The sequence below is a fragment of the Sphaerisporangium sp. NPDC004334 genome (genome assembly GCF_053602655.1).
The window spans coordinates 95,942-120,251 of record NZ_JBSGDZ010000005.1 but is presented as its reverse complement, the minus strand read 5'-3'; the positions used below and the strand labels follow the sequence as shown (position 1 = coordinate 120,251).

28 protein-coding genes are annotated in these 24,310 nt (G+C 71.4%); 16 read left to right on the top strand and 12 right to left on the bottom strand.

Annotation, left to right across the window (positions count from 1 at the left end):
* Positions 1-132 precede the first annotated feature (132 nt).
* The gene (locus tag ACWEN6_RS07765) at positions 133-2,160 is read right to left on the bottom strand and encodes a glycoside hydrolase family 127 protein (RefSeq protein ID WP_452569477.1); all 2,028 of its coding nucleotides are present in this window, start codon (positions 2,158-2,160) and stop codon (positions 133-135) included.
* A 295-nt stretch (positions 2,161-2,455) separates the two neighbouring features.
* Between ACWEN6_RS07765 and ACWEN6_RS07760 the strand changes: the two genes are divergently transcribed.
* The 3 genes from ACWEN6_RS07760 to ACWEN6_RS07750 all read left to right on the top strand — a co-directional run bounded on the left by ACWEN6_RS07760 (position 2,456) and on the right by ACWEN6_RS07750 (position 4,223).
* The gene (locus ACWEN6_RS07760; protein WP_452569476.1) at positions 2,456-3,499 is read left to right on the top strand and encodes a LacI family DNA-binding transcriptional regulator; all 1,044 of its coding nucleotides are present in this window, start codon (positions 2,456-2,458) and stop codon (positions 3,497-3,499) included.
* 131 nt (positions 3,500-3,630) lie between these two features.
* Entirely contained in the window at positions 3,631-3,915 is a 285-nt protein-coding gene (locus tag ACWEN6_RS07755; RefSeq protein WP_452569475.1) for a hypothetical protein, read from the top strand.
* Positions 3,912-4,223, top strand: coding sequence for a hypothetical protein (locus tag ACWEN6_RS07750; RefSeq protein ID WP_452569474.1), 312 nt, complete (start codon positions 3,912-3,914; stop codon positions 4,221-4,223). Before ACWEN6_RS07755 ends, ACWEN6_RS07750 begins: the two co-directional genes overlap by 4 nt.
* 52 nt (positions 4,224-4,275) lie before the next feature.
* On the opposite strand, the gene ACWEN6_RS07745 is transcribed toward ACWEN6_RS07750, so the two are convergent.
* Together ACWEN6_RS07745 and ACWEN6_RS07740 are read right to left on the bottom strand one after the other, a co-directional pair.
* Complete coding sequence (locus ACWEN6_RS07745; protein ID WP_452569473.1) at positions 4,276-6,063, bottom strand: sulfatase-like hydrolase/transferase; 1,788 nt, start codon at positions 6,061-6,063, stop codon at positions 4,276-4,278.
* A gap of 215 nt (positions 6,064-6,278) precedes the next feature.
* A complete protein-coding gene (locus ACWEN6_RS07740; protein ID WP_452569472.1) occupies positions 6,279-7,127 on the bottom strand; it encodes a CDP-alcohol phosphatidyltransferase family protein in 849 nt (282 codons plus the stop codon).
* Between the two features lie 127 nt (positions 7,128-7,254).
* Between ACWEN6_RS07740 and ACWEN6_RS07735 the strand changes: the two genes are divergently transcribed.
* The 5 genes from ACWEN6_RS07735 to ACWEN6_RS07715 are packed head-to-tail and all read left to right on the top strand — an operon-like array spanning position 7,255 to position 11,906.
* Positions 7,255-8,241: a zinc-dependent alcohol dehydrogenase gene (locus ACWEN6_RS07735; protein ID WP_452569471.1), complete on the top strand. Its 987-nt coding sequence runs from the start codon at positions 7,255-7,257 to the stop codon at positions 8,239-8,241.
* Between the two features lie 32 nt (positions 8,242-8,273).
* Complete coding sequence (locus ACWEN6_RS07730) at positions 8,274-8,672, top strand: 6-pyruvoyl trahydropterin synthase family protein (RefSeq protein WP_452569470.1); 399 nt, start codon at positions 8,274-8,276, stop codon at positions 8,670-8,672.
* Positions 8,673-8,704: 32 nt separating this feature from the next.
* Positions 8,705-9,796 carry a glycosyltransferase family 4 protein gene (locus ACWEN6_RS07725; RefSeq protein WP_452569469.1) on the top strand — a complete coding sequence of 364 codons (1,092 nt, stop codon included), beginning with the start codon at positions 8,705-8,707 and terminating at the stop codon, positions 9,794-9,796.
* Positions 9,724-10,821 (top strand): methyltransferase domain-containing protein, encoded by a 1,098-nt coding sequence (locus tag ACWEN6_RS07720; RefSeq protein WP_452569468.1) that lies wholly within the window; start codon positions 9,724-9,726, stop codon positions 10,819-10,821. The genes ACWEN6_RS07725 and ACWEN6_RS07720 overlap by 73 nt, the downstream gene beginning before the upstream one ends.
* A complete protein-coding gene (locus ACWEN6_RS07715) occupies positions 10,821-11,906 on the top strand; it encodes a lysylphosphatidylglycerol synthase transmembrane domain-containing protein (RefSeq protein WP_452569467.1) in 1,086 nt (361 codons plus the stop codon). The genes ACWEN6_RS07720 and ACWEN6_RS07715 overlap by 1 nt, the downstream gene beginning before the upstream one ends.
* Here ACWEN6_RS07715 and ACWEN6_RS07710 read toward each other — a convergent pair.
* A complete protein-coding gene (locus ACWEN6_RS07710; protein WP_452569466.1) occupies positions 11,820-12,545 on the bottom strand; it encodes a creatininase family protein in 726 nt (241 codons plus the stop codon). The genes ACWEN6_RS07715 and ACWEN6_RS07710 overlap by 87 nt on opposite strands.
* Before the next feature lie 88 nt (positions 12,546-12,633).
* On the opposite strand from ACWEN6_RS07710, the gene ACWEN6_RS07705 reads away from it, so the two are divergent.
* A complete protein-coding gene (locus tag ACWEN6_RS07705) occupies positions 12,634-13,287 on the top strand; it encodes a GTP cyclohydrolase II (protein ID WP_452569465.1) in 654 nt (217 codons plus the stop codon).
* A 1-nt stretch (position 13,288) separates the two neighbouring features.
* Complete coding sequence (locus ACWEN6_RS07700; RefSeq protein WP_452569464.1) at positions 13,289-14,083, top strand: inositol monophosphatase family protein; 795 nt, start codon at positions 13,289-13,291, stop codon at positions 14,081-14,083.
* 170 nt (positions 14,084-14,253) lie between these two features.
* Here the strand turns inward: ACWEN6_RS07700 and ACWEN6_RS07695 are convergent, their stop codons facing one another.
* Complete coding sequence (locus tag ACWEN6_RS07695) at positions 14,254-14,733, bottom strand: hypothetical protein (RefSeq protein ID WP_452569463.1); 480 nt, start codon at positions 14,731-14,733, stop codon at positions 14,254-14,256.
* Positions 14,734-14,804: 71 nt separating this feature from the next.
* Positions 14,805-15,926, bottom strand: coding sequence for a helix-turn-helix domain-containing protein (locus ACWEN6_RS07690; RefSeq protein WP_452569462.1), 1,122 nt, complete (start codon positions 15,924-15,926; stop codon positions 14,805-14,807).
* A gap of 374 nt (positions 15,927-16,300) precedes the next feature.
* Between ACWEN6_RS07690 and ACWEN6_RS07685 the strand changes: the two genes are divergently transcribed.
* Positions 16,301-16,912, top strand: coding sequence for a dihydrofolate reductase family protein (locus ACWEN6_RS07685; RefSeq protein ID WP_452569461.1), 612 nt, complete (start codon positions 16,301-16,303; stop codon positions 16,910-16,912).
* Positions 16,913-17,003: 91 nt separating this feature from the next.
* Positions 17,004-17,426, top strand: a complete 423-nt coding sequence (locus ACWEN6_RS07680) for a serine hydrolase domain-containing protein (RefSeq protein ID WP_452569460.1) — start codon at positions 17,004-17,006, stop codon at positions 17,424-17,426.
* Here the strand turns inward: ACWEN6_RS07680 and ACWEN6_RS07675 are convergent.
* From ACWEN6_RS07675 to ACWEN6_RS07665, 3 genes are all read right to left on the bottom strand, one after another.
* Positions 17,335-17,583, bottom strand: coding sequence for a DUF4259 domain-containing protein (locus tag ACWEN6_RS07675; protein WP_452569459.1), 249 nt, complete (start codon positions 17,581-17,583; stop codon positions 17,335-17,337). The two genes, ACWEN6_RS07680 and ACWEN6_RS07675, sit on opposite strands and share 92 nt — an antisense overlap.
* A gap of 28 nt (positions 17,584-17,611) precedes the next feature.
* A complete protein-coding gene (locus ACWEN6_RS07670) occupies positions 17,612-17,791 on the bottom strand; it encodes a hypothetical protein (protein WP_452569458.1) in 180 nt (59 codons plus the stop codon).
* Positions 17,792-17,920: 129 nt separating this feature from the next.
* Complete coding sequence (locus ACWEN6_RS07665) at positions 17,921-18,775, bottom strand: helix-turn-helix transcriptional regulator (RefSeq protein WP_452569457.1); 855 nt, start codon at positions 18,773-18,775, stop codon at positions 17,921-17,923.
* Between the two features lie 93 nt (positions 18,776-18,868).
* Here ACWEN6_RS07665 and ACWEN6_RS07660 point away from each other — a divergent pair, with 93 nt between their 5' ends.
* Positions 18,869-19,807, top strand: a complete 939-nt coding sequence (locus ACWEN6_RS07660; RefSeq protein ID WP_452569456.1) for an SDR family NAD(P)-dependent oxidoreductase — start codon at positions 18,869-18,871, stop codon at positions 19,805-19,807.
* A gap of 184 nt (positions 19,808-19,991) precedes the next feature.
* On the opposite strand, the gene ACWEN6_RS07655 is transcribed toward ACWEN6_RS07660, so the two are convergent.
* Positions 19,992-20,909: an aminoglycoside phosphotransferase family protein gene (locus ACWEN6_RS07655; protein ID WP_452569455.1), complete on the bottom strand. Its 918-nt coding sequence runs from the start codon at positions 20,907-20,909 to the stop codon at positions 19,992-19,994.
* A 285-nt stretch (positions 20,910-21,194) separates the two neighbouring features.
* Here ACWEN6_RS07655 and ACWEN6_RS07650 point away from each other — a divergent pair, with 285 nt between their 5' ends.
* The 3 genes from ACWEN6_RS07650 (at position 21,195) to ACWEN6_RS07640 (ending at position 22,750) form a co-directional block, all read left to right on the top strand.
* Positions 21,195-21,728, top strand: coding sequence for an NYN domain-containing protein (locus ACWEN6_RS07650; protein WP_452569454.1), 534 nt, complete (start codon positions 21,195-21,197; stop codon positions 21,726-21,728).
* Positions 21,729-21,888: 160 nt separating this feature from the next.
* Positions 21,889-22,530 (top strand): vWA domain-containing protein, encoded by a 642-nt coding sequence (locus ACWEN6_RS07645; RefSeq protein ID WP_452569453.1) that lies wholly within the window; start codon positions 21,889-21,891, stop codon positions 22,528-22,530.
* A 40-nt stretch (positions 22,531-22,570) separates the two neighbouring features.
* Positions 22,571-22,750 carry a hypothetical protein gene (locus ACWEN6_RS07640; protein ID WP_452569452.1) on the top strand — a complete coding sequence of 60 codons (180 nt, stop codon included), beginning with the start codon at positions 22,571-22,573 and terminating at the stop codon, positions 22,748-22,750.
* Between the two features lie 113 nt (positions 22,751-22,863).
* Here the strand turns inward: ACWEN6_RS07640 and ACWEN6_RS07635 are convergent, their stop codons facing one another.
* Both ACWEN6_RS07635 and ACWEN6_RS07630 read right to left on the bottom strand, forming a co-directional pair.
* Positions 22,864-23,301, bottom strand: a complete 438-nt coding sequence (locus tag ACWEN6_RS07635) for a hypothetical protein (protein ID WP_452569451.1) — start codon at positions 23,299-23,301, stop codon at positions 22,864-22,866.
* A complete protein-coding gene (locus tag ACWEN6_RS07630; protein WP_452569450.1) occupies positions 23,298-24,269 on the bottom strand; it encodes a hypothetical protein in 972 nt (323 codons plus the stop codon). Before ACWEN6_RS07630 ends, ACWEN6_RS07635 begins: the two co-directional genes overlap by 4 nt.
* Positions 24,270-24,310 lie beyond the last annotated feature (41 nt).

Below are 24,310 nucleotides of genomic sequence, written 5' to 3'. Positions count from 1 at the left end.
TCGCTCTTTCTGTGCTCAGTTGGGGGGCGAGCAGGAGGTGGAACGGGACCGTCCCTCCCCGAGCCGGCGGCGCACCGCGGGCGGTCCCACGCGGAGGGTCGTGCCGGCGGCCACCGGCACGACCCTCCGCGGTCATCCGGTGGTGGCGAGCGGAATCCAGACCCGCATCGGGCCCTCGGTCCGGTTGCCCCACAGGAAGTACGGCACCGCCGTGAGCGTGAGCGGGGTGTTGGTCCGCTCCCGCGAGGCACCGGAGGTGTAGAGCGGGCCGGGCGCGTCGGCCGTGGTGTCGAGCCGGTCGGGCGCGTCGGCGAGCACGCCGCGTGCGCTGAGCACGACCGGGGCGCCGGGCAGGTCGTCCCGGCGGGCCGCCGTGACCGGCGCGGCGGGGTCCAGCCGCACGTCCTCCAGGACGACGCCGGGCGGCAGGTCCGCCTGCTCCAGGCAGTACACCAGGGGCCCGCGCGCCAGGGTGACGCACCCGCGCACCGCGTCGACCCTCGGATGCGCGCCCACCTGCCGCACGGGCATGTCGAGGTCGAGGACCACCTTGGTTCCCGGCGTCCACACGCGGGTGAGCCGCACGTAGCCGTCGGGCGAGGGCGCCCGCACCGTCTCGTCGCCGATGGTCACCGAGTACGCCTCGCACCAGGACGGCACGCGCAGCGCGAGCGTCCAGGGCTCGCTCCGCCCTGCCTCGCCTCCCACCGTCAGCTCGACCCGGCCCTGCCATGGATAGTCGGTGCGCATCTCTAGCCGGACCGGTCGCCCCGCTACAGCGGCGGTGAGGGTGGCCTCGCCGTACAGGTGGACCTGCAGTCCCCCTTCGTCGGCGGTCGCCAGGTATCCGGGCAGCGAGGCCATGAGCCGCGCGATGTTCGGCGGGCAGCAGGCGCACGAGTACCAGGGCAGGCGGCGGGCGGCCTCCTCCTCGCCGGAGCCGACGTGCCCGGTGCGCAGGTGCAGGGGGTTGGAGTAGAAGAAGCGCCGGCCGTCGGCCGACACCGCGGCGGCGACCGCGTTGTACACCGCCCGCTCCATCTCGTCGGCGTAGCGCGCGCGGCCGGTCGCGAGCAGCAGCCGCCAGTTCCACTGGAAGCTGGCGATGGCCGCGCAGGTCTCGGCGTACGCCCGGTCGGGCGGCAGCTCGTACGGGTCGCCGTACGCCTCGTCCCGGTGGCGCGAGCCGTGCGCGCCGGTGACGTAGGTCCGCGTGTGGAAGGCGTCGGACCACAGCCGCTCGGCCGCGTCCAGCAGCGGCAGGTCGCCGGTCTCCACCGCCACGTCGACCATGCCGGCCAGCAGGTACAGCTGACGCACGGCGTGCCCGGCGACCTCGCGCACCTCGCGTACGGGCTGGTGGTCCTGGTGGTAGCGGGGGCCGAACCGGCCACGGCCGAGCAGGCCGTGCCCGCGCAGGTCGAGGAACCGCCGCGCCAGATCCAGATAGGGCCGGTGGCCGGTCAGCCGGTAGAGCTCGGCGAGGGCGGTCTCGATCTCGGGATGACCGCACACCTCTTCCACCCCGTCCGGCCCGAACCGCTCGACCAGCAGATCGGCGAAGCGGCGGGCGACGGACAGCAGGACGGGCTGGGCGCCGACACGGCCGCCGGCGACGGCCGCCTGGATGAGGTGGCCCGCGCAGTACAGTTCGTGGGCCCAGTCGGGCCTGCGCCACCGCTCCTCGGGAGCGGCCACCGTGAAGTAGGAGTTCAGGTACCCGTCGGGCTGCTGGGCCCGGGCCAGCAGTGCCACGGTGTCCTCGACGAACGCCTCCAGAGAGGCGTCACCGGGAGAGGTCCCCAGTTCCCACAGGGCGGCCTCCAGCGTCTTGTGGACGTCGGAGTCGGCGAACCACATGCCCCGGAAGGGCTGCTCGCCCTCTCCCGCGGCGGCCTGGAGGTTGCCGATGTTGCCACTGCCGCGCAGGTTGTCCACACAGTGCGGCAGCGTGTCCTCGGCGTTGCGCCGCCGCCAACCGCCCAGCAGCCCCTCGGGGTGCAGACGGACCTGGTCCACGCCGAGCGGCGAAAGAGCGGCGATGGCCTCCGGCCCGGGGACGGCCGGCCCCGCGGGACCGCCGAGGCCGGACGGGGCCGGCTCCGCGGTCCTGTCCCTGCCGGGGCCGGTCTGCGTGTCTGACAACTTCTGCTCGGTCATTCCGGTCTTTCGTGTGGGATGCGGAGGTCTCTCGCGCGGCCGCGGGGGCTTCGTCCCCCGGCCAGCGGGCCGTTCGGACCGCCGGGGCCGGTCGCCGGGAACAACCGCAGGTGAGAAGGACAAAACGGGGGGCACAGCCGATGAGGAAACCTAGGAAAACGATTGCCGTCACGTTACCAACGCCGTCGGGGAGGGGTCAACAGTATGTTTCAGCGCGGTTACATGGGCGTGCGGGGACGCGACAAGTCGCGCTATACAGTGGACAGGGCAACGACCACCGAAAGCGGAGGGAAACGTGGGGAGACTGGAGCGTCACGCCACCATCACCGACGTCGCGGCGCTGGCCGGCGTGTCGGTGGGCACGGCCTCCAAGGCCCTCAACGGGCGCGGATCGCTACGCGAAGAGACCCGCAGGCGCGTCCGGGAAGCGGCCCGGCAGCTCAACTTCGAGGCGAACGCCGGCGCGCGCAACCTGCACTCGGGCCGCACCTACACGGTGGGCATGATCACGACCGACACGATCGGCCGGTTCAGCATCCCCGTCCTGATGGGCGCGGAGGACGCGCTGGGCGCCGGAGAGATGTCGATCTTCCTCTGCGACGGCCGGGGCGACCCGATCCGCGAGCAGTACTACGTCAAGACCCTGCTCAGCCGGCGGGTCGACGGCATCATCGTGACCGGCCGGCGCACCGAGGCACGGGCCCCCATCGGCGTCGGCCTGCCGGTGCCCGTCGTCTACGCCTTCATCAGCTCGGCCGACCCCGGCGACTGCTCGGTGGTCCCCGACGAGGCGGGCGGCGCCCGCAAGGCGATCGACCATCTGCTGGCCATAGGGCGTGGCCGCATCGCGCACATCACCGGCCCCGACCACCACAACTCCGCCCGGGTGCGCGCCGCGGCGACGACGCGGCGACTGGCCGAAGAAGGGCGTTCCCTGGTCGCGCCGCCGCTGTTCGGCGGATGGAGCGAAGCGTGGGGAGGCCAGGCCGCCGGCATCCTTCTGGGGAGCGGGACGGAGTTCGACGCCGTCTTCTGCGGCAGCGACCAGATCGCGCGCGGCGTCGGCGACGCCCTGAGGGCCGCGGGACGCCGGATCCCCGACGACGTCGCCCTCGTCGGGTTCGACAACTGGGACGTCATGATCGAAGGCGCCAAACCCCCGCTGACCAGCGTCGACATGAACCTCCAAGGGCTCGGCCGATCGGCCGCCGAACGGCTCCTCGCCGCCATCAACGGCTCCCCCTCCCCCGGCGTCCACGCCCTTCCCTGCCACCTGGTGGTGCGCGAATCGACAACGGTGCCCCTGCGGCCCCCTCCTGCGACCGCGGGTGCCGAGTGAGTGCCGCTGGATGTGCGCCGAGGAGAGAACGACGCCCTCTCAAGGTTTCCCCGAAATCCGTCACCATGAGCGCTGGAATGGCTACGCTCGGATAAGTGACCCCCGCACAGGCGACCGCCTACACTCGCGACATGGGCGAGGACGCGTTCGAAGTTCCGTTGGACGAGGCAGACGGCCACCTGCCCGATGTCATCAGCGCGGCAGCCGAACGCAACACCATCGCCTACCTCACCGACCACGGCCGCCGCGTCGCGGCCATCGTGCCCGCCGACGAGGCCTGGTACTGGACTCCCGGCTGGCAGTCCGCCGAAACCGAGGCGGACGCCGATTACCGTGAGGGCCGCACCCGGACCTTCGACAGCATGGAAGACATGTTCGCCGAGATCGACACCGTCCGCGGTGAAGACGACCGGTGAGATACGAACGCTCGGCGTCCTTCCTCCGGGACGCGTCACGGCTACCTCCCGAGCATTACGTCACGTTCAAGGACGCCGTCTACAAGTACCTTCTTCCCGCGATCGAGCAGGGAGCGCACACCGGCCGCGCCCCTTGGCCTGTACGGCTGCGCGTCCACAAGCTCACAGGCACCGACATCTACTCTCTGACCTGGAACTTCACCTCTCCAGACGGCCGGGCCACCTTCCGTTTCGTAACCGCTGACGACGGTGAACCGATCCTGCAATGGCGTCGAGTAGGGGATCATTCGATCTACGACCACCCCTGAGGCGCAGCCGTGGCCTGGTCGCGCGGGCCGGGCGAGGACGGAAGGACAACGGTCACCGGGGTGTCGAGGCCGGCGAGCGAGGGGGCTGGGGGCCGAAGGCGGTGAGGAAGCGGTCGCGGAAGGCGTCCATCCGCCAGACCGGGGCCGTGGGGCCGGGCCTCAGGCCGTCCTGCCAGCCCCAGCCGGACACCCGGTCCAGGACGGCCCGGTCGCGGGCGACGATGGTGATCGGCACGTCGCGGCTCGCGTTCTCGCCGGTGACGATCGGGGCGGGCTGGTGGTCGCCGAGGAAGACCAGCACGAGGTCGTCGTCGCCGTAGGTCTCCACGTAGGAGATGAGGGCGCTCAGCGTGTACTCGATGGAGCGCCGGTACTCGGTGCGCACGCGGGTGGCGTCGCGCCACACGGCGTCCGGCGACTCGCCGGCGGCGGCCATGGGACCGAAGACGGAACCGTCACCGACGGCGTTCCAGTCGGTGAGGCTGGGGATGGGCGCCCAGGGGGCGTGGCTGGAGACCAGGGGCATCTCCACCATCATCGGGGCGTGGCCCGGCTTCGCGCGTTCGAGCCGCTGGAAGGCCGACAGGGTGTACTGGTCGGGCATGGTGCCCCAGTTGAAGCCCGGGCCGCGATACCCGAGGTTGTGGGAGTCGTACACGCGGTCGTAGCCGTAGAACGCCCCCTCCGGCCATGCCTTGGTGTTGCCCGGCATGACGGCGACCGTCCGCCAGCCCGCGCGCCGGAACAGGCTTGGCATGGTCAGGCGGTCGCCGGCGACGAGGGCGCCGTGGCGCTGCTGGTTGTTCACCCACAGCCCCGAGAGCAGCGTGGCGTGGGCGAGCCAGCTGCCGCCGCCGTACGTCGGTGAGGTGAGGAAGGCGCTGCGGGAGGCGAACCCGTCCGCGCGCAGCCGGCGGCTCCCCGCGTCGAGCACCGCGTCGACCTGCGGCGCGAACTCCGGGTCCTCGACGGCGTCGCGGCCGTAGCTCTCGATGAAGGAGAAGACGACGTCCTTGCCGCGCAGCGCGGTCAGCAGATCCTGGCCGGGGGTGTCGCGGAAGGCGTCGACGGCGGCCTGTGCGGCGAACACCCGCTGGTCGCGCAGGCCGGCGCCGATCTGCTGTACATGGTCGTGGACGATGGCGGCCGCGGGCACCTCTGGGGTGATCTGCACCCCGAACAGGGCGCAGACGAGCCAGGCGGCCCCGAGCGTCCCGGCGGCACCGGTCGCCGGGGTGCGATGCCGGGCCACGACCCGGGCCAGGCGCATGACCGACAGCGTGACGAGGACGAGCACGCCCGCGATGAGGACGGCGACCGCGACGACGGCGGCGACCGCACCGGCCCCGCCGAACGACGCCGTGAGGAAGTCCACGGCGTTCCCGAGGAAGGCCCAGTCGAGCAGCAGGTCGAAGGGCCGCTGGAGGGTCGCGTAGAAGCCCAGGTCGGCGAACTTCACGATCGTCACCAGGGCGAGGGCCACTCCGGCGAGCGCCGCCACCACCCGTCTGGGCTTCGGCGGCAGGACGAGCACGAGGGCGACGCCGAGGAGTCCTTCCAGCGGGACGCGGGCGAAGGCCCACGGGGTGAGGTGACCGATCTGGTCGGGGGCGTTGAGGGCGAACAGCACCAGCAGGAAGGCGAAGGCGGTGGTCACCGGCCCGGCGACCGGGTGCGTCCGGGGACGGCCGACGGGTCCGGCCGCGCCGGCATCGCCCAAGGCGTCCTCCGGAGCATCCTTCGAGACGTCCTTCAAAGCATCCTTCGGGGCGTTCTCCAAGGCGTCCTTCGAAGCATTCTCCAAGGCGTCCTTCGAGATGTCCTTCACGGGGTCCTTCAAGGGGTCTCCTTTGAGACGTCCTCCACGACGTCCTCCGGGGCATCCTTCGCGGTCGTCCCTCTCTGAGACGACCGGCGAAAGCGGATGATGGACGACAATCCGCAGATCCTTCCATGCCGAGCCCGGTGACGCCGGTCACCGCCGCGGTGCCGGACGATGCCGCCGGCCCGGGCCGGCGGCATCGTGTACGTATACGGCCCGCGGCCACCGATGGTTCAGGCGGAACCGATCAGGCTCGGCTCGTCCACCACCGCCTCGCGGGCGATCTCACCCGCCCTACCCTTGGCCTCCCCGCGTGCGTGCCATCGGCCGAGGTGCCGGTCGTGGTGGGCGGCGGGCCTCGGCTCCCACCGCGATCGCGACCGGCCGGTGTCCCGGCTTCGCCACAGCCACCGGACGTCCCGGCCGAACGACCACACCAGCGACGCCAGTGCCAGCCCGGCCAGGCCGGTGGCGACGGGAGGCGGGGCCACCCCGGCGCTCACGATGACCAGGATGATCCCCTGCAGCGCGGCCACGGACTTGCGGGCGAAGCTCGGTCGCAAAGGCGCCCGCAGCCAGGGCGCCACCCAGGCCGCCGCGACGAAGACGTACCGCATGGCGCCGATCGCGAGCACCCACGCGCCGGTGGACCCGGCCACGTGGACGCTGAGCACCAGGATGAGGAAGGCGTCGGTCTCCATGTCGAAACGCGCCCCGAGCTCGGACACCGTTCCGGTGCGCCGCGCCACGTACCCGTCCACCCCGTCGAGGATCAGTGCGAAGGCGGCGAGCGCGACCAGCGAGGCGACCGGCACGTCTCCGCCGGTCAGGCCGGTCGTCACCATCGCCGTGACGCCTCCGGCCAGCTCGGCGCGGGCCAGGGTGACCAGACCGGCCGGTCCGAGCGAGTGGATACCGGATCGGCGCATGGAGCGGGTGAGGACGGCCGACAGGATCACGGCACAGGCGACGCCGGCCAGGCAGCCCACCGGGCTCAGGCCCGCGTCGGCCCAGAGCACGGCCAGCAGGACGACCTGCGTCACCACCCCGGCGGCCGGCCCGCGGACCGGCACCTCCGTCACGCGCCAATCCAATGTGGTCAACTACGCCTCCCGCTCCATCACCCCGGATACGGGGCGTCCAATAGCATTCGCTGACCCGCTCCGAGTAGGAGCGACTCCCCTGCGATGTAGTACGGCGAGGAGGCCGATGCGGCTCAAATCAGATGCTTTCTGGCTCAGATCTCCCGGTGAGGGGGAGATCCGCCCGGTATCGGTGCCGCGCCCCGGCGCCGGTGAGGTGCTGGTTCGCACCCTCTATTCCGGCGTGAGCCGGGGCACGGAGAGCCTCGTCTTCCGCGGCGATGTGCCCGAGAGCCAGCACCGGCTGATGCGGGCGCCGTTCCAGGAGGGCGATTTCCCCGGGCCGGTCAAGTACGGCTACCTCAATGTGGGAGTGGTCGAGGAGGGGCCACCGGCCTTGCGAGGCCGTACCGTCTTCTGCCTGTATCCGCACCAAACCCGCTATGTCGTCCCGGCCGACGCGGTGACCCTGGTGCCGGAGGAGGTGCCGCCGGCGCGGGCGGTGCTGGCCGGCACGGTGGAGACCGCGGTGAACGCGCTATGGGACGCGGCGCCGCTCATCGGCGACCGGGTCGCCGTCGTCGGAGCGGGCATGGTCGGCTGCTCCGTGGCCAGACTGCTCGCCGGGTTCCCCGGCGTACAGGTGCAGCTGGTCGATGTGGACCCGGCGCGGGCCGCCGTGGCCGAGGCGCTCGGCGTCCGCTTCGTGACCCCCGAGCAGGCCGCCGAGGGATGCGACATCGTGGTGCACGCCAGCGCGACCGAGGCGGGTCTCGCGCGGTCGTTGCAGCTCGTGGCGGGCGAGGGCACGGTGATCGAGCTGAGCTGGTACGGCGACCGGCGGGTGAGCGTGCCGCTCGGCGAGGCCTTCCATTCGGGGCGCCTGACCATCCGTGGCAGCCAGGTGGGCTCCATCTCTCCCGCGCGGCGTTCCCGGCGGACCTACGCCGACCGGCTGTCGCTGGCTCTGCGTTTCCTCGCCGACCCCGCGTATGACGCGTTGGTCACCGGCGAATGCGCCTTCACGGACCTACCCGAGGTGATGGCCCGCATCGCCGACGGCGATCTGCCCGGATTGTGCCACCGCGTCGTGTATGGTCCCGCGGAGGACTGATCGGCAGCCGACCTCTCGGAGGATGAAACTCCTTGTTCAGTGTCACCGTTCGCGACCACATGATGGTCGCGCACAGCTTCCAGGGTGAGGTCTTCGGCCCGGCTCGTCGGTTGCACGGCGCGACGTTCGTCGTGGACGCGACGTTCCGCCGGGCCGAGCTCGACGGCGACAACATCGTGGTCGACATCGGCCTGGCCACCGAGGAGCTCAAGGCCGTGCTCGGCGAGCTGACCTTCCGCAACCTGGACGACGAGCCGGCCTTCGCCGGGACCAACACCACGACCGAGTTCCTCGCCAAGGTCATCGCCGACCGGCTCGCCGACCGGGTGCGCGAGGGCCGGCTGGGCGAGGGGGCGCGCGGACTGGCCGGGATCACCGTCACCCTGCACGAGTCGCACGTCGCCTGGGCGAGCTACGAGCGCGCCCTTTGAGCTCGCCCGCCGCGTACATGGACGCCGCGTCCATGAGCACGGTGTACTTCGTCCTGCCCGGTGACGTGGACGACGTGTCCGTACCGAGCGGCGGCAACACCTATGACCGGCGCGTGTGCCAGGGCCTGGCCGCCGCGGGCCGGACGGTCCGCGAGGCCGCCGTCGGCGGCGCCTGGCCGGCGCCCGACGCGGACGCCCGGGCGGAGCTGGCGCGGGCGCTGGCTTCGGTCCCCGACGGCGCCGTGGTGCTGATGGACGGGCTGGTGGCGTGCGGCGTCCCCGAGGTCGTCCTCCCCCACGCCCGCCGGTTACGCCTGGCGGTGCTGGTGCACCTGCCGCTGGCCGCCGAGACCGGCATCGCGCCCGCGTCGGCGAAGGAACTGGACGCCGCCGAGCGGGCGACGCTGCACGCGGCCGCCGCGGTGGTGGTGACCAGCCCGTGGGCCGGGCGCAGGTTGATCGGCCACCACGGCCTGGCCCCCGGCCGGGTGCACGTCGTCCCGCCCGGCGCCGACCCCGCGCCGCTCGCGCGCGGCACCGACGGCGCGTCGCGGCTGCTGTGCGTGGCCGCGCTCACTCCGCGCAAGGGGCAGGACCTGCTCCTGCGGGCGCTCGGGACGCTGACCGGCCTGTCGTGGACCTGCGATCTCGTCGGGACGCCGGACCGCCGGCCCGAGTACGTCACGCACCTCCGCGAGCTGGTCGCCGGGCTCGGCCTGAGCGAGCGGGTACGGCTGACCGGCCCGCGCACCGGCGAGGCGCTCGACGCGAGCTACGCCGCCGCCGACCTGGTGCTGCTGGCCTCGCGCGGTGAGACCTACGGCATGGTGGTGACCGAGGCGCTGGCCCGCGGGATCCCCGTGCTGGCGACGGCCGTGGACGCGGTGCCGGAGACGCTGGGGCACGCCCCCGATGGGAGCGTCCCGGGGCTGCTGACGCCCCCGGAGGACCCGGTGGCGCTCGCGGACGCGCTGCGCCGCTGGCTCGGCGAGCCCGGCCTAAGAAAACGGATCAAGGGGTCGGCGTGTGACAGACGTGACATGCTGGACGGATGGGACGTGACTTCACGGCGCATGGCGGAGGTGCTGGAACGGCTCCGGCGACGGCCCTGGCCGGCGACGTGACCGCGCCCTCCTACAGCCCGCGATGGCTGGCACTGCGCGAGGCCGCCGACGCCGCGGCCCGCGCGGCCGGCCTGCTCGGCCCGCTACGCGCCTGGCTGGCCGGCTCTGGTACGAGCACGGGACCGGGAACGGGTGCGGCCCCGGGAACGAGCGCGAACCTGGGAACCAGCGCGGAGCCGCGAACGGCCGCGGACTCGGGAACGGGCGCGGAGCCGGGAACCGGCGGGGGCTCGCCGGCCGGCCCGCTGGTCATCCGTGATCTCGGGTGCGGCACCGGAGCCATGGGGCGCTGGCTGGCCACCCGGCTGCCCGGACCGCAGCACTGGATCCTCCACGACCGGGACCCCGGCCTGCTCGCCCTCGCCGCCTCCGGCGTCCGCGGCCCGGCCGGCGACGGCACCCCGGTCACGGCGCGCATCGAACAGGGCGACCTCACCCGCCTCGGCCCCGGCGACCTGTCCGGCACCTCGCTGGTGACCGCCTCCGCGCTGCTCGACCTGCTCACCGCCGAGGAGGTGGACGCCCTCGCCGGCGCCTGCGCGCAGGCCCGGCGGCCCGCGTTGCTGACCCTCTCCGTGGTGGGCCGGGTCGAGCTCGACCCGGCCGACCCGCTCGACGCCGACATCGCCGCCGCCTTCAACGCCCACCAGCGCCGGGTCACCGGCGGCCGCCGCCTGCTCGGACCGGACGCCTCCGCCGTCGCCACGGCGGCCTTCACCCGGCGGGGCGCCACGGTGCTCACCCGGCCCAGCCCCTGGCGGCTCGGCGCCGGTGAGCGGGCGCTGACCGCGGAGTGGTTGCGCGGCTGGGTCGGCGCCGCCTGCGAGCAGCGCCCGGACCTCGCGGCGGAAGGCCGGGCCTACCTCGCGCGCAGGCTGGAAGCGTGCGCGGACGGCGCGCTGCGGGTTGTGGTCGGGCACGACGACCTGCTCGCCCTCCCCGCCGGCGCCGAACCCGTCCCCGCCCCACTGGCGGACCACAATGACCCACCCGACGGTGAACCCGCGACCGGTGAACGCCGTTGATGAGCCGGATGTGGCCCTGGCTGCGGATGATCGTCGCGGTGGTCATCCTGCTCGTGCTGGTGTGCCGGCTCGGCACCGGCGCGTTCGTCGACGGGTTCCGGCTGGTCGACGGCCCGGCGGTGCTGGCCGCGCTGGCGATCGGACTGCTGACCACCCTGCTCAGCGTCTGGCGGTGGTCACTGCTGGCATGCCGGCTCGGCCTGCCGCTGCCGGTGCGCACCGCGGTCGCCGACTACTACCGGGCGCTGTTCCTCAACGCCGTACTCCCCGCCGGTGTGCTCGGCGACGCGCACCGCGCCGTACAGCACGGCCGGCAGGCCGGTGACGTCGGCCGCGGCGTCCGCGCCGTGGTGCTGGAACGGACCGCCGGCCAGGTGGTCCTGATCGCCGCCGGGGTGACCGCGCTGCTGGTCGAACCCTCGCTGGCCGCGACCATGGCCCGCGCCGTCCTGCCGGGGCTCGAGGTCACCGCCGCCCTGCTGGGCGGGCTCGCCACCGCAGGAGCGCTCGCGGCCTGGGCCTGGCGCAGGAAGGACGTTCCGCGATGGCGCCGCGCGGTCACGACCGCCTTGGCGGACGCGCGCCGCGGCCTGCTGGCCCGGGACGCCTGGCCGGCGGTGCTGGGGCTGTCCGCCCTGGTGCTGCTCGGGTACGTGGCGATGTTCGTCGTCGCCGCGCGCACCGCCGGCTCTGCCGCGCCGATCGGGCGGCTCGTCCCGCTGGCGCTGCTGGCGCTGCTCGTGATGGCCCTGCCGGTGAACGTCGGCGGCTTCGGGCCGCGCGAGGCGTTCTCCGCGCTGGCATTCGGCGCCATGGGGCTCGGCGCCCAGCAGGGGCTCACCACCGCGGTGGTGTACGGGGTGCTCGCCTTCGTCGCGAGCCTGCCCGGCGCCGTCGTCCTGCTGCTGCGCCGCGGCACCCGCCCCGCCGGCCGCGTACCGGCACCCGCACCGTCACCGGCTCTGGCACCGGCTTTGGTATTGGCGCCTTCTGCGGCCCTACGAGCCGAGGACGGCGAGGTAGTCGCCGAACGAACCGGTCAAACTCTCCAGAACGGCCTTGCCCTTGCCCGCCGAAGCCAGTGACGGCCTGCCGATGACCCCCGACTCCGTGTACGCCGCCATGCCGAGGGTGAGCAGATGCTGACGATCGTCCGCCAGCCGGTCGCCCGTTTCGTAACCGGGCCTGACCAGCCGCGGATGCGCGTGCAGCAGGATGGACGTCTCCAGTTCCCCCGCGTGCATGTCGCTCCAGGCGGAGGTCTCAATGCCCGCCGCGGCCCACGCCGCCTCCCAGTCGGCGGCGCCCGGGAACACCGCCATCCGCATCCCGGACCCGGCGGCCTCCTGGACGACGTTGCCCAGCACGTAGTTCCCGCCATGGCCGTTGACCAGCACCAGCCTGGTGATGCCGGACCGCTGCAGCGAGACCGCGATGTCGCGCACCACGGCGTACAGCGTCGCGGCCGAGATGCTGACCGTCCCCGGCCAGGCGGCGTTCTCGTGCTCGTGCGAACAGGAGACGGTGACCGGCGGCAGGAGCAGCACGTTATGGGCGGCCGCGAGCGCGCCGGCGATCGTGCAGGCGACGATCGTGTCGGTGGCCAGCGGGAGAAAAGGCCCATGCTGCTCGAAACTGCCGATGGGCAGCAGTGCCACCTCGGCGTGCCGCTCCCGTACTTCGGTCGTGGTGGCCAGCGGCAGCAGGTACGCGGAGTCGTCCATAGGCCGCCAGCCTGGGGCACCACCCGCGATCTCGCAACATTCAGCTTCAGCCGCCGAATGCCGGACGCCGGGCAACGAGGAGAGACAGATGGGTGAGCTCAGCATCTCGGGCGAGAACGTCGCCGAGGCCGACCTGGTGACCCGCCGGGGCACCTTCCGCTCGGTCGCCTTCCGCGACCCGCTCGACGGGCACGAACACCTCGCGCTCGTTTACGGTGAGACGAAGATGCGGGAGAACGTCCTGGTCCGGGTGCATTCCGAATGCGTGACGGGCGACATCTTCGACGCGATGCGGTGCGAGTGCGGCGACCAGCTCAACGCCGCGCTCGACGCGATCGTCCAGGCCGGAAGCGGGGTCCTGGTGTACCTTCGCGGGCACGAGGGGCGCGGCATCGGCCTGGTCGCCAAGGTGCGCACCCACGTGCTGCAGGACCACGACGGCCTGGACACCGTCGACTCGGCCACCGCGCTGGACCTGCCGGTGGACACCCGCGACTTCGGCCCGGCGGCCCGGGTGCTGAAGTACCTGGACATCCGGTCGATCCGGTTGATGTCCAACAACTCCGACAAGATCCATGCGCTCGAGTCACACGGCATCACGGTGTCCGCCCGCGTGCCGCTCCTCATGCAGGTGAACGACCACAACATGCGCTACCTGGTGGCGAAACGCGACCGGCTCGGGCACCACCTGCCGCACCTGGACGCGTTCCCGCACGGCCGGCTCGGCACCGCCGGCGCCTGACATGACCGACCACCTCGAACTGCTGCCCATCGCCAGGGAAGCCGTGGCGACGGCGCACCGGATCATCCGATCCCGGATGCCGCTTTCGGTCATGGCGAAGGGCGAGCGCGACATGGTGACCGACGTCGATCTCGCCGTCGAGGACGCGGTGCGCGGCTTCCTGGCCCGCGAGACCCCGGAGATCGGGATCGTCGGCGAAGAACGCGGACGTACCGGCTCTGACGGCGACGCGCTGTGGTGGGCCCTCGACCCGGTGGACGGCACGGCGAACTTCGCCCGTGGCATCCCGCTGTGCGCGGTGTCCCTGGCCCTCGTCAAGGGCGAGAACAGCGTGCTGGCGGCGATCGACCTGCCGTTCCTCGGCGTCCACTACACCGCCGCCGCCGGGCACGGGGCGTACATGGGAGACGAGCGCATCCGCGCCTCGGAGACGCGGGACCTGTCCGAGGCGATGATCTCGATCGGCGACTTCGCCGTCGGCCCCGGCGCGGATGCGAAGAACCGCGTCCGGATGACCCTGCTCGCCCGGCTCGGCGGGCAGGCGCAGCGCATCCGGATGATCGGCACCGCTGCGATCGACCTGGCGTGGGTGGCGCAGGGCAAACTCGACGCGACCATCATCCTGGCCAACCAGCCCTGGGACACGATGGCGGGCGTCCTCCTGGTACGCGAGGCCGGCGGCCTGGTGCTCGACCGGGACGACACCCCCCACACCGCCGCCTCAGCCGCCACCATCGCCCTCTCCCCAGCCCTCCGCACCCCCATCATGACCGCCCTCCACCACGCCCAGCGGTAGCAGAGCCTGATCCATACCAAAAGCGCGAAAGCCGGGCACCCGATATCCCTCGGTGGTCCCGGCCTCACTTCCGCACTCCCAGAGGCGCGGCATTGCCCGCGACACTACACTCCGCGGCCAGTAACCCGCAGGCATTCCCGAATAGCCGCCAACGCATCCGAGATGCCCGCTCATTCGTATTCGATATGCCCTTCTTCCTGCGCCCATCGCCTGAAGCCACCGGGACCGAAGGGGAGGAAATACTCACCCGAGATCAGATCATCGGCAAGCGCCTCCACCATGGGAAGAGTCAGCTGACGTTCTCTGATCGCACGGCACAGCAGCGGCAGAGTGGCTGTGACCCGGATGCCCTCCTCTTCGGCGATGGTGCGTGGAACGCTGTCATCGAGCACCACCTCGAACCCCCGGGTCTTCCCGAGAGCGAGCACGCCACATTCGCCGCGATTACGCCCATCGGCGACCAAGCGCTGCTGGTAGCCCGCGAAGGCGGCCAAGAAGCCCATGTCGTTGCTGCGGTCGACAGTGATCCACCCCGCGTCGAGGACCTGGTGCAAGGCGGGGTGATAATGAACCTGGCTCTTGAGTTCGTGTTCGACACTCTCCGGGAAGACAACGGGGCGGTCGCCGGCGAGGAACTTCAGAACGCCCAACCACCCATTCAATGCGAAATGCCGTAGCGGGCCGGTATCGAAGACCAACGCGTCCGACATTGGTGCCGGTGTCACGAAACGAACTTCCAGATCTCGTCTTCCCTGCGCACGCGGCGCGCGGGCAGATCGGATTCGGTGAAAGTGTCATGGAGTAGCTCAAGCGCACGTTCCTGACTGATCCGTTCGTCGCGAGTCGCGCGCAGGACCGCTCTCTGATAGGGGACGGGCAGACTTGTACCTTCGAGGTCGGCTGCGACAATCAGCCCGAGTTCTACGATATCGGCACGAGTCGTGGCGACACCTCGGACCAGTGCAGCGCCTTCCCCATCTAGGAGATCCAGCTCTTCGAGCCTTCTGGCGAGCGTCGCCATGTCGACCCGGAACTTACTGGCAAGGATTACTGCGGCTTCGCGAAGCTCACGCGACTCGCACTCAGCCCACGCGGCGCGCACCCCGCGCTCGGGCAGCAGCAGCGACCGCGCGAACCTGTCCAGGCGCGTCTCAAGGTCACTGCCCTGTCGATCAGCGACTCTCCAGTCGACGGTGTACTCGTCGGCTATCAGGTAGCGACCCAACTCATGCGCCGCTGCAAGGCGACGGCGCCCCACCTCGTTATGGCTGTTCACCAGGGCGACCCCGCCACGACGGAGCAAGATCGTCCCTGCGTCGGCCGTATCGACCCCCAAGTCGACGGAGAAGATCAGGAGGCCGATCGTGGCGGCCTTCCCCACCAGGTCGTGTATGGGCTCTGCGTCAGTGAGGCCGAGCATCGTCCGGGCGGAGATCACGAGAGCGTCAGCGTCCGATGGTGTTGTGGGAGCGGGCGGCGGCGCCAAGCCACCGTCAGGCAGCGCGAGTTCGTCAGGGGCCAGTCCGTCCACGAACTCGACATCGGCGGCGATATTCGCCAAAAGTCTGTCGATCTTCGAGTCGGCCGTGTCCAGCCCTTGGCCAGAGCGATGAGAGACCAGCGCTGGAATGGGCTCCGCGAAGAAGGAGGCCATGCTCACGCCAAGAGACGCCGCGATGTCCGACAGTTCGAGCGCGCTGACCTTACGGACTCCGCATTCGATCTTGTTCACCGCCGTGCGCTCAAGGCCCACGAGCTGAGCGAGTTCGCCCTGCTTCAAGCCGGCCCGCTCGCGCGCCTCACGGACTCTGGCACCAAGCGTCTTCTCGTCGACCTCAGCCACGTGTACGATTTTCGCACAGATGAAGGCCAGAGGCCTGCAGCGGTCACCCCAGTTGCCTCCGGTCAAAAAACTCGGCCGCACGCCAGGGCCCATGCGCCCTTGCTCCGCCGCACCTGGACCGGCCGTGCGCGTTCGATGCGCCATCCCTGCGCCTCCACGACAGCTCCCTCGGCAATCGTACGACCACAGACGGTGATGACCATTGCGCTCGCTGGGCCTGGGCTGCAAGCCCTTTCGGCCGAACGACCAGAGATCGACCAGTTGACCGGTTCGACATGTGTGATCTGAACCGGCCCGGTCGAGCGGCGGGGAACTGGACCTTACGGCTGCACCGGATCCCGTCCTACGGTCAGGACCGAGCGAAAGGCGGGCCCATGACGAACGTCGTGCTGAACATGAGTGTGTCCGTGGACGGCTTCAGCGCCGGACCCGATGTGACCGTCGAGCACCCCATGGGCGAAGGCGGCGAGCGGCTCCACGAGTGGCTGTTCACCAGCGGTTCGGATCGGGCCACGGCCGCCGGCGGCACATCACCGAAGGGAGTGGACGCCCAGGTCGCACAGGAGATTCTCGCGTCGACCGGAGCCGTTGTGCTGGGCCGGCGCACGTTCGACGTGGGAGTGGAACTGTGGGGGGACACCCCGTTCCCCGTGCCCTGCTTCGTGCTCAGCCATCAGGCCCGCCAACGGTTGGTCATGAAGAGCGCGGCGTTCACCTTCGTCACCGACGGCATCGAAAGCGCGCTCCGGCAGGCCCGAGCGGCGGCGCGTGGCAGGAACGTCCTCATCATGGGCGGGGCGAACACCGCACAGCAGTTCGTGAGGGCCGGGCTCGTGGACGAGATCCAGATTCAACTGGTGCCCGTGCTGCTCGGTTCGGGCACCCGGCTCTTCGACCACCTGGACACCGATCAGATCGAGCTGGAACGAGTCAGGTTGCTCGAGTCACCGAACGTGACGCACCTGCGATTCCACGTCGCAAGGTAGCGGGCCCGCCCGGAGCCTCCCGGCCGCAGCAGGTGATCGCCCTGGCCGTATATCCCGCGCCGTGATCGGGCGGTTTTGTTACGGTTTCTGGATGTCTTCTCAGCGTGTCCTCCTGCCGCGGGCGGCACCGGCCGCGGCAGGAGTGTCGTCCCGTGGGGTCGCCGCGCTGCTGGATCGGCTTGAGGCGGAGTCCGTCGAGTGTCACACCATCATGGTCGTGCGCCACGGTCACGTCGTCGCCGAAGGCTGGTGGGCGCCGTACTCGGCCGACCGCCCGCACCTGCTTTACTCGCTGACCAAGTCGTTCACCGCGATCGCCGTGGGGCTCGCGATCGACGACGGGCTGCTCTCGCTGGACGATCGGGTGGTGGAAGTGCTGCCCGACCACGTGCCGACCGGCATCTCAGAGCAGGGACGCCGCCTCACCGTTCACCACCTACTGTCCACGGGATCGCGGCACCCCAGTACTCGTCAGGTTCGATATCGACCGGATCGCCCGCCATGGCCTCGGTGACCTCGGCGATCAGCCGATCAGTGATGATCGCAAGATGATCGGCCGACGTGTCGTTGTCGAAGTTGCCCGAACCCCAGGTACCCACTCGATCCCCTTCGCCGACATTTGCGACGACGCCACAGCCTGCCCGGGCCCCATCGCTGATCGACGTTGACACTGACGAACGAGTTGGCCGACCCGAGCTTTCAGGTCGGGGTCAACGTAAGGGCTTCAGGCGGCCAGTTCGGTGCGCGTAGGTGGTCGCGGAACTCGCGGACGGCGACGGTGTCGGCGTAGGGGGCGAGGTGCTGTTCGAAGCTCTTGAGGAAGCCGACCGTGCGGGGAGAGGTGAGGGCCCTGGTCGCGGGGATGGCCGGGCGGGCCATCTCCAAAGCCTGATCCAACTCCCCCCAGCTCAAGTAGGCGTCAGCGGCGTTGACACGGTTGATCTGGGCGGATCGTGGGAGACGGTCCTGGAACTCGGCGATAGCCGCTTCCGCGTTCGCAAGCGCCCGTCAGAGCTGGAGTGACTGAGTACCTAGAACGATGGCGAGGGCCAGGCGGTCGGCGTCCTCGGTGCCGGGCTCGGCGGTGTAGACGGTGATGCGCAGGTCGTCCAGTGCGACGAACAGCGTGTCACAGGCCAGGGTGATCGGGCCGACCGCCGGGTGGTCGATGGTCTTCTGCCGGGACGGGTCGGTCAGAGGCGGTGGTGTCTCGGCGTCCCAGAGTTCGGCGAAGCGCGGGCTGCCGGAGGCCAGGTCGGTGATCAACCGTCGCAGGGTGCGGTCGGCGGGGTAGCGCGAGGCCGTTAGTCGCAGGTCGGCCACGAGCCGGGCTTCATGCTCGGCTTGCTCCTGCGGGGTGTGCACGACCCGGGAGGGCAGGCGGGCGACGTTGCGCCAGACGGCGTTGCGCTCCAGGCCGCGCCAGGTGGTCGTCTCGCCCATGAGCGCGTCGTAGGGCGCGTTGGCCAGCACGAGTGTCCAGCCGGCGTCGTACACGACGACCGGCGTGTACGACAGCCGGTCGAGCAGACGTTGCACGCTCGGGGTGACCCGCGACGGCACGACGTCCGGGCCGGGCGCGGCGTGCCCGGCCAGCCGGTAGAGCAGGTCGCGTTCGGTGTCGGACAAGCGCAGCGCCCGGGCCAGCGACTCCACGACCTGCGCCGACGGTGCGGTCGCGCGGCCCTGCTCGAGGCGGGTCAGGTAGTCGGCCGAGATGCCGGCGAGCGCGGCCAGCTCCTCGCGGCGCAACCCGCTGGCCCGGCGTCGGCGGCCCATCTGCACACCAACGGCCTCGGGTGCCACCCGGTCGCGCCAGCGGCGCACCGTCCGGCCGAACTCCCACACTTCCACGCTCTCCATTCTGCGGGCACCTGCACAAATTGTCCTGGCCCTGGCAGTCCTACGAAAACCGGACGACTGACTGCGGCCCGGCCGGTCCCGCAGGCTGGGGCCATGACCGAACCCGGAACCGTTCTGATCACCGGCCCGACCCGCAACCTGGGCCGTCACGCCGTGCTGGCCATGGCCGACCGCCCGGACGGACAGCGACCCGACCTGCTGCTGGTCGGCCGCGCCGGGCGGGACCTGAAGGTGGTCGCCGACGAGGCCCGCGCGCGCGGCGGCAGCGTCCGCGAGATCGGCTGCGACCTGTCTCGCCTGGCCGACGTCCGTGCCGCCGCGGCCACCGTGCGCGCCCTGCTCGCCGCCGGCGCCGTACGGCCGCTCCGCGCGTTGGTCGCCAACGCCGGCACCATGTCAAGCGACACCCGGCGGACCTCGCCCGACGGCTACGAGATGACTTTCGCCGTCAACTACCTCGCCCACGCCCAGCTCATCGGTGACCTGCTCGGTTCGTTCGCCGTCCCGGCGCGGATCGTGCTGCTCGGCTCGAACACCTATCACGCCAATCTCTGGCGCAAGCTGCTGGGCGTAGCCGAGGCCAAGTGGGCCGATCCCGTCGAGCTCGCCCGCCCGGCCACCGGTGAGCGGGCCCCGGGCATGGCCGCGTCCGGTGTCGCCTACTCCAATGCCAAGCTGGCGATCCTGTACTACGCCCATGAGCTGCAGCGTCGCGCCGACGCCGGGATCAGCGTGTCGGTGTTCGAACCGGGATGGATGCCCGGCACGGCGCTGGGCCGTGGCGCCCCCGAGGCGGTTCAGGCGATGAGCCGCGCCTTGGGCCGTGTACCCGGCGTGTCGACGCCGCAACGCTCGGGGCCGCTACTGGCTGCGATGGCCCTCGACGACAAGTGGGCGCACTTGCGCGACGGCGCGTTCGTGGTGAAGACCAAGCTGACCGAGGTGCAGCCGGTCGCCCACGACCGCGACCGGGAGCGGCGCCTGTGGGAGGCGACCACCGAGCTGTTGGAACGCGCAGGCGCGTCGCGTTAGTACGTACCGCCCGGGGCCGTGCCACGGCCGCCTCGATCGCCGCATCCACGTAGCCATTCCGGTGGCATCGGCCGCGTGGTGCGGGTTCATGGTCTTTGGCGATGCCCCTGGCCGAGGCCACTGTGGCGAGCTCAATCCGCGCTTCCTTGCCGGGGTCGGCACCAGCCAGCCGGGGAGGCGTCGGTCAACGGTGGGCCGTCGCGGTGAGGCGTCGCAGGGCGGCGTGGGCGGGCGGGCCCCAGGTGGGCTTACCACCGGGGCGGCCGTGAACACCGGCGTCTCCGATGAGGAGGCAACTCACGGCGCGTCCCACCGCCCACCCCCGGGCCCGGCGTACGGTCGCGGCGTCCGGGGCCGGCCGGTAGGCGCTGAAGAAGCGGTCCGCCGTGCCGTCCGGGAACAGACTCCACGCGGCGGCGAGGTCGCAGGCCGGATCGCCGGCGAACAGGTCACCGAAGTCGACCACGCCGCAGATGGTGCCGTCCGCGGTGAGGACGTTGGCCGGATGCAGGTCGCCGTGGACCCACAGGTCCGGGCCGCCCCAGGCGGGCGCGGCGGCGGCGTCGTCCCAGACCGCGCGGACGGCGTCCGGGTCGGGGATCAGCCCCCGCTCGGCGGCCACGGCGAGTTGCCCGGCGAAACCCTCGGTGTGTCCGGCCAGCGGCCCTCCGCGGGTCTGGCTGCCGGGCGCCTGCTCGGGGGCGGGCTGGTGGAGAGCCGTCAGGAACGCGGCCAGAACGTCGGCCGCTTCCGCTGCTCGCCTGACGGGGGCACGGTCGGCGGGCTCCCCCGGGACCCAGGTGGTGACGATCCAGGGGCGCGGGAACCGCGCGGAGGGCTCACCAAGGCGCTGCGGAACGGGCACGGGCAGAGGAAGGCGCGGGGCGAGACCGGGCAGCCAGGTGTGCTCCTTGCGCAGCAGCGCGCCGGCGGACTCCGTCGCCCAGGGCAACCGGACGGCGAGGTGGTCGCCGAGCCGCCACATCTGGTTGTCCCAGCCCCGGGCGCCGAACCGCAACGGGAGGCCCGCAAGATCGGGATGCTGGTCCCGGAGCAGATCACGCACCAACTCCGCGGTGACCTCGATCTCGGTGTGCGTCATGCCGAGCAACAGTAACCAGATCGCGGTTCGCCGTGGCCGAGAATTCCGGCCATCTCTGCCACAACCCGTCCGTGCAGCGCACCTGTCGTATCGCCACGGCCGATGCGTTCGCGGACGGCGGTCGCGACATCGCCAGAGCCCGTGCGGGCGGCCGGCGGTCGACACCGGAGGAGGGCAGGCGGCGCACCAGCACGGTTCGCGAGTCGTAAATTATTTGTGCATCGAGTTCACATATGCTTCCATGATGGGGAACGCACACCGCAGATGGCTGGAAGGACGCGTATCGTGATCACCCCCGTCACGCACCTGGACGAGTTCCGCGCATCGCGGAGCGGCCGCCGTTCCCGCAGGCTGAAGCACGACGAATCGCTGCGGCACGGCCGGGCCATGCACCTGATCGACATCGAGAACCTCGTCGGCTCGACCCAGCCCACGACCTTCGAGGTCGAGGAGGTGATGACGGTCTACGAGGGGCTCGTCCCGGCCGGAGCGATGGACCACCGCGTCGTGGCGGTGAACCACACCGCGCTCCTGCCGACCGGCATCGCCTTCCACGGCGTACGGCTGCTCGCGCGCTCCGGACCCGACGGCGCCGACCGGGCGCTGGTCGAGTCGGCGTACGTCGAGCGTGTCGACCGGCGGTTCGAACGGGTCGTCATCGGCTCGGGCGACGGCTACTTCACCGGCCTGGCCACCTGGCTGACCGAGGCCGGCCTGCACGTCACGGTCGTCTCCCGCGCCGGCTCCCTGAGCCGCCGCCTCGCCGCCGCCGTCTCCGACGTCATCCGCCTCGAACCCCCCGCTTCCCACGCCGCCTGAGAGCCCACGGCCGGGTGTCGCCCGGGTCATCCCGGGCGACACCCCACCTCCCTGCCCGGGTCCGTCCAAGGCGGCATCCGGCCATTCGCGAGAAGGACCCGCGTCATGCACGTCACCGCCCATCTGGACCTCGACGTGGTACCGCTCGACCAGGAGGACGATGGCCGCCGGCCGCCTCGCCGGGGCGCAACGGGCGCTCCTCGCCCTGGTGGACCGGCTCGACCCGGCCGACGACTTCGGCCTGGTCACCTTCGACGACAGCGCCACGGTGAACGTGCCGGCCGGCCCGCTGACCGACAGGCGGGCCGTCAAGCAGGCGATCAGCGCGCTGCGCCCGGGCGGCTCCACCGACCTGTCGAGCGGGCTGCTGCGCGGCGTCCAGGAGGCCCATCCGGCCTCCGCCGGGACGGGCGCCACGCTCCTGCTGATCTCCGACGGGCACGCCAACCTGGGCACCACCGACCCGGTGAAGCTCGGCCAGGTGGCGATGGCCGCGCAGCGCCACGGCGTCACGACGACCACTCTGGGCTATGGCCTCGACTACGACGAAGAGCTCATGGCCGCCATCGCCGACGGCGGGGCCGACAGCGCGCTGCACGCGGCGGACCCCGACACCGCCGGGGTCTTCCGGTACGTGGACGCCGGGACGCTGACCGCCTACACGGTCACCGTCCCGGTCACCGTCAACGTGCTCCCCGGGGACGTCGCCGCCGGCCGCGTCCCCGACCTGACCGTACGGGCCGAGCGCCTGTTCCAGCAGGCGCAGGACGCCAAGAGCGGCCACCTCTCGCGGCACCGGTGACCAGGTGCTCAAGCTAACCCCTACCCGTGGACTGCGCACCATGCGCGCCACGCACGACGGCGACTCCAACTTCATCGTGTACGGCTACTCGCGCATCGGCTCCTACCCTGAGCTTCTCGTCAACGAGATCGGCGGCTACAAGGGCAAGGTGCTGCTGCCCGCCGGTACCCGGCTGATCACCGTCAAGGCCGACGGCGCCTGGACCCTGGTCCGCCGCTGATCCCGCCCAGAGCCGCGGGTCTCGGCCGTCCGCTCAGGCCCGCGGCGACCTGCTTCTCGAGAGTGGGATCCCCGTCCGCCGCGGGAGCCGGGCACGCAGTCCCGTGCGCCGGTTCAGAAGAGGCGGGTGAGGGTGACGTCGTCTCCGACGATCTTTTGGGCAAGGAGGAGTTCCACCTCGGAGGCGTCCGCAGGGCTGGGACCGACGATCACGTCGGCCGCGGCGAACAGGGAATGCAGCACGTCCGCGCCCTCCCGGCTGATGACGGGCACCCCCGCCGGCTCGGCGCCGGTGTAGACGACCTTGGCGATCGACCGGCCGCCGGAGTCCTCGAACCCGTGGGCCACCGTCCACCCGTGGTCGGTGGCCGTGCCCATGTCCAGCGCCGAGTTCCCGAGGAAGGTCACCCTGAGCTGCGGCGCCACCCAGCGCCCGGCGTCGCGCAGATAGCCGGCCGGCGACAGATAGGCCCATGGATCGCCGAGGAGGACACCCACCATGAGGCGCCGGGCGTGGACCAACTCCTGGTAGCCGTCCAGGATTCCGGTCACCCAATCGACGAGGTCAGGCTGTACGTGGTCGGTGGAGGCGCGGAACGACGCGAGGGAACGCTCGTCGCGGTCCAGAGATTCGCGCAACGCATCGAGGGTGGGCGGCTGCCCGGTCCACTCGTCCCACCGGCGAACGCGCGCGTCGTGTCCCGGTCTCCGAAGAACGCGCGGGGACCGGTCGCGTGCATCGCCTTGGTGAGCAGCGCGAACCGGATCAGAGGATCGGCCTGGTCCTTCGCCGCGACCGGGTCGCCCAGCAGGACCCAGCCGGTGAACATGGCCATGAGATCGGACATCGGGGGCGCACCGGCAAGAGCGAAGGCGTTGCCCAGGTAACGCAAGGCAACGCCGTACCGGTTGCCGGCCGCCGTCATGAGGGCCAGGAAGCGCTCCGCGACGTCCGGTCCGAGGGAGTCGGACGCGTCCTGCGCCTGGACGAGGAAAGCCGACGCCTCCTTCAGGTGCGCCGCCGTGAAGCCGCTTCCCGCCACAGGCGTCTCGACGAGCCGGGCGCGATACCCCTCGCACACGGTCACGAGATGCGCCAGGCTGGTCGCATCCGTCGGCATGACGTTCGTCTTCGTGTAGATGGAGTAGTCAGGGTCATCGGGAAGAAGCGGAAGGTCCATCGGTAACCGGAGCCGCACCCCCATGTCGGCGAGCATGGCCGCCCAGTCCTCACACTCACCCGGTGACATGCGGCACCACGTGGTGATCGGCACGGGTAACGCGTCCGCGCGGTCCCAGATGCCGTTCTCGCGCAGGTTGATCAGAAGCTCGAGCACGTTCAGGCCCAGCACCACGCGCGTGCGCATGTGCCGTGCCCCAGCCGGAGACAGCAGGAAGTCATGGAAGTGCCGCATCTCGTGAGAGAGCACGGACGTGCTGGAGACGGCGTCCAGGAAGGCCCGATCGTCCAGCTGGGACAACCGCTCCGGCACGTCGGGCCCAAGCGCGTAACGCCGCAACTGGTCCCACCTCTCCGCCCACCCCGCCGTGCGTGAGCGCG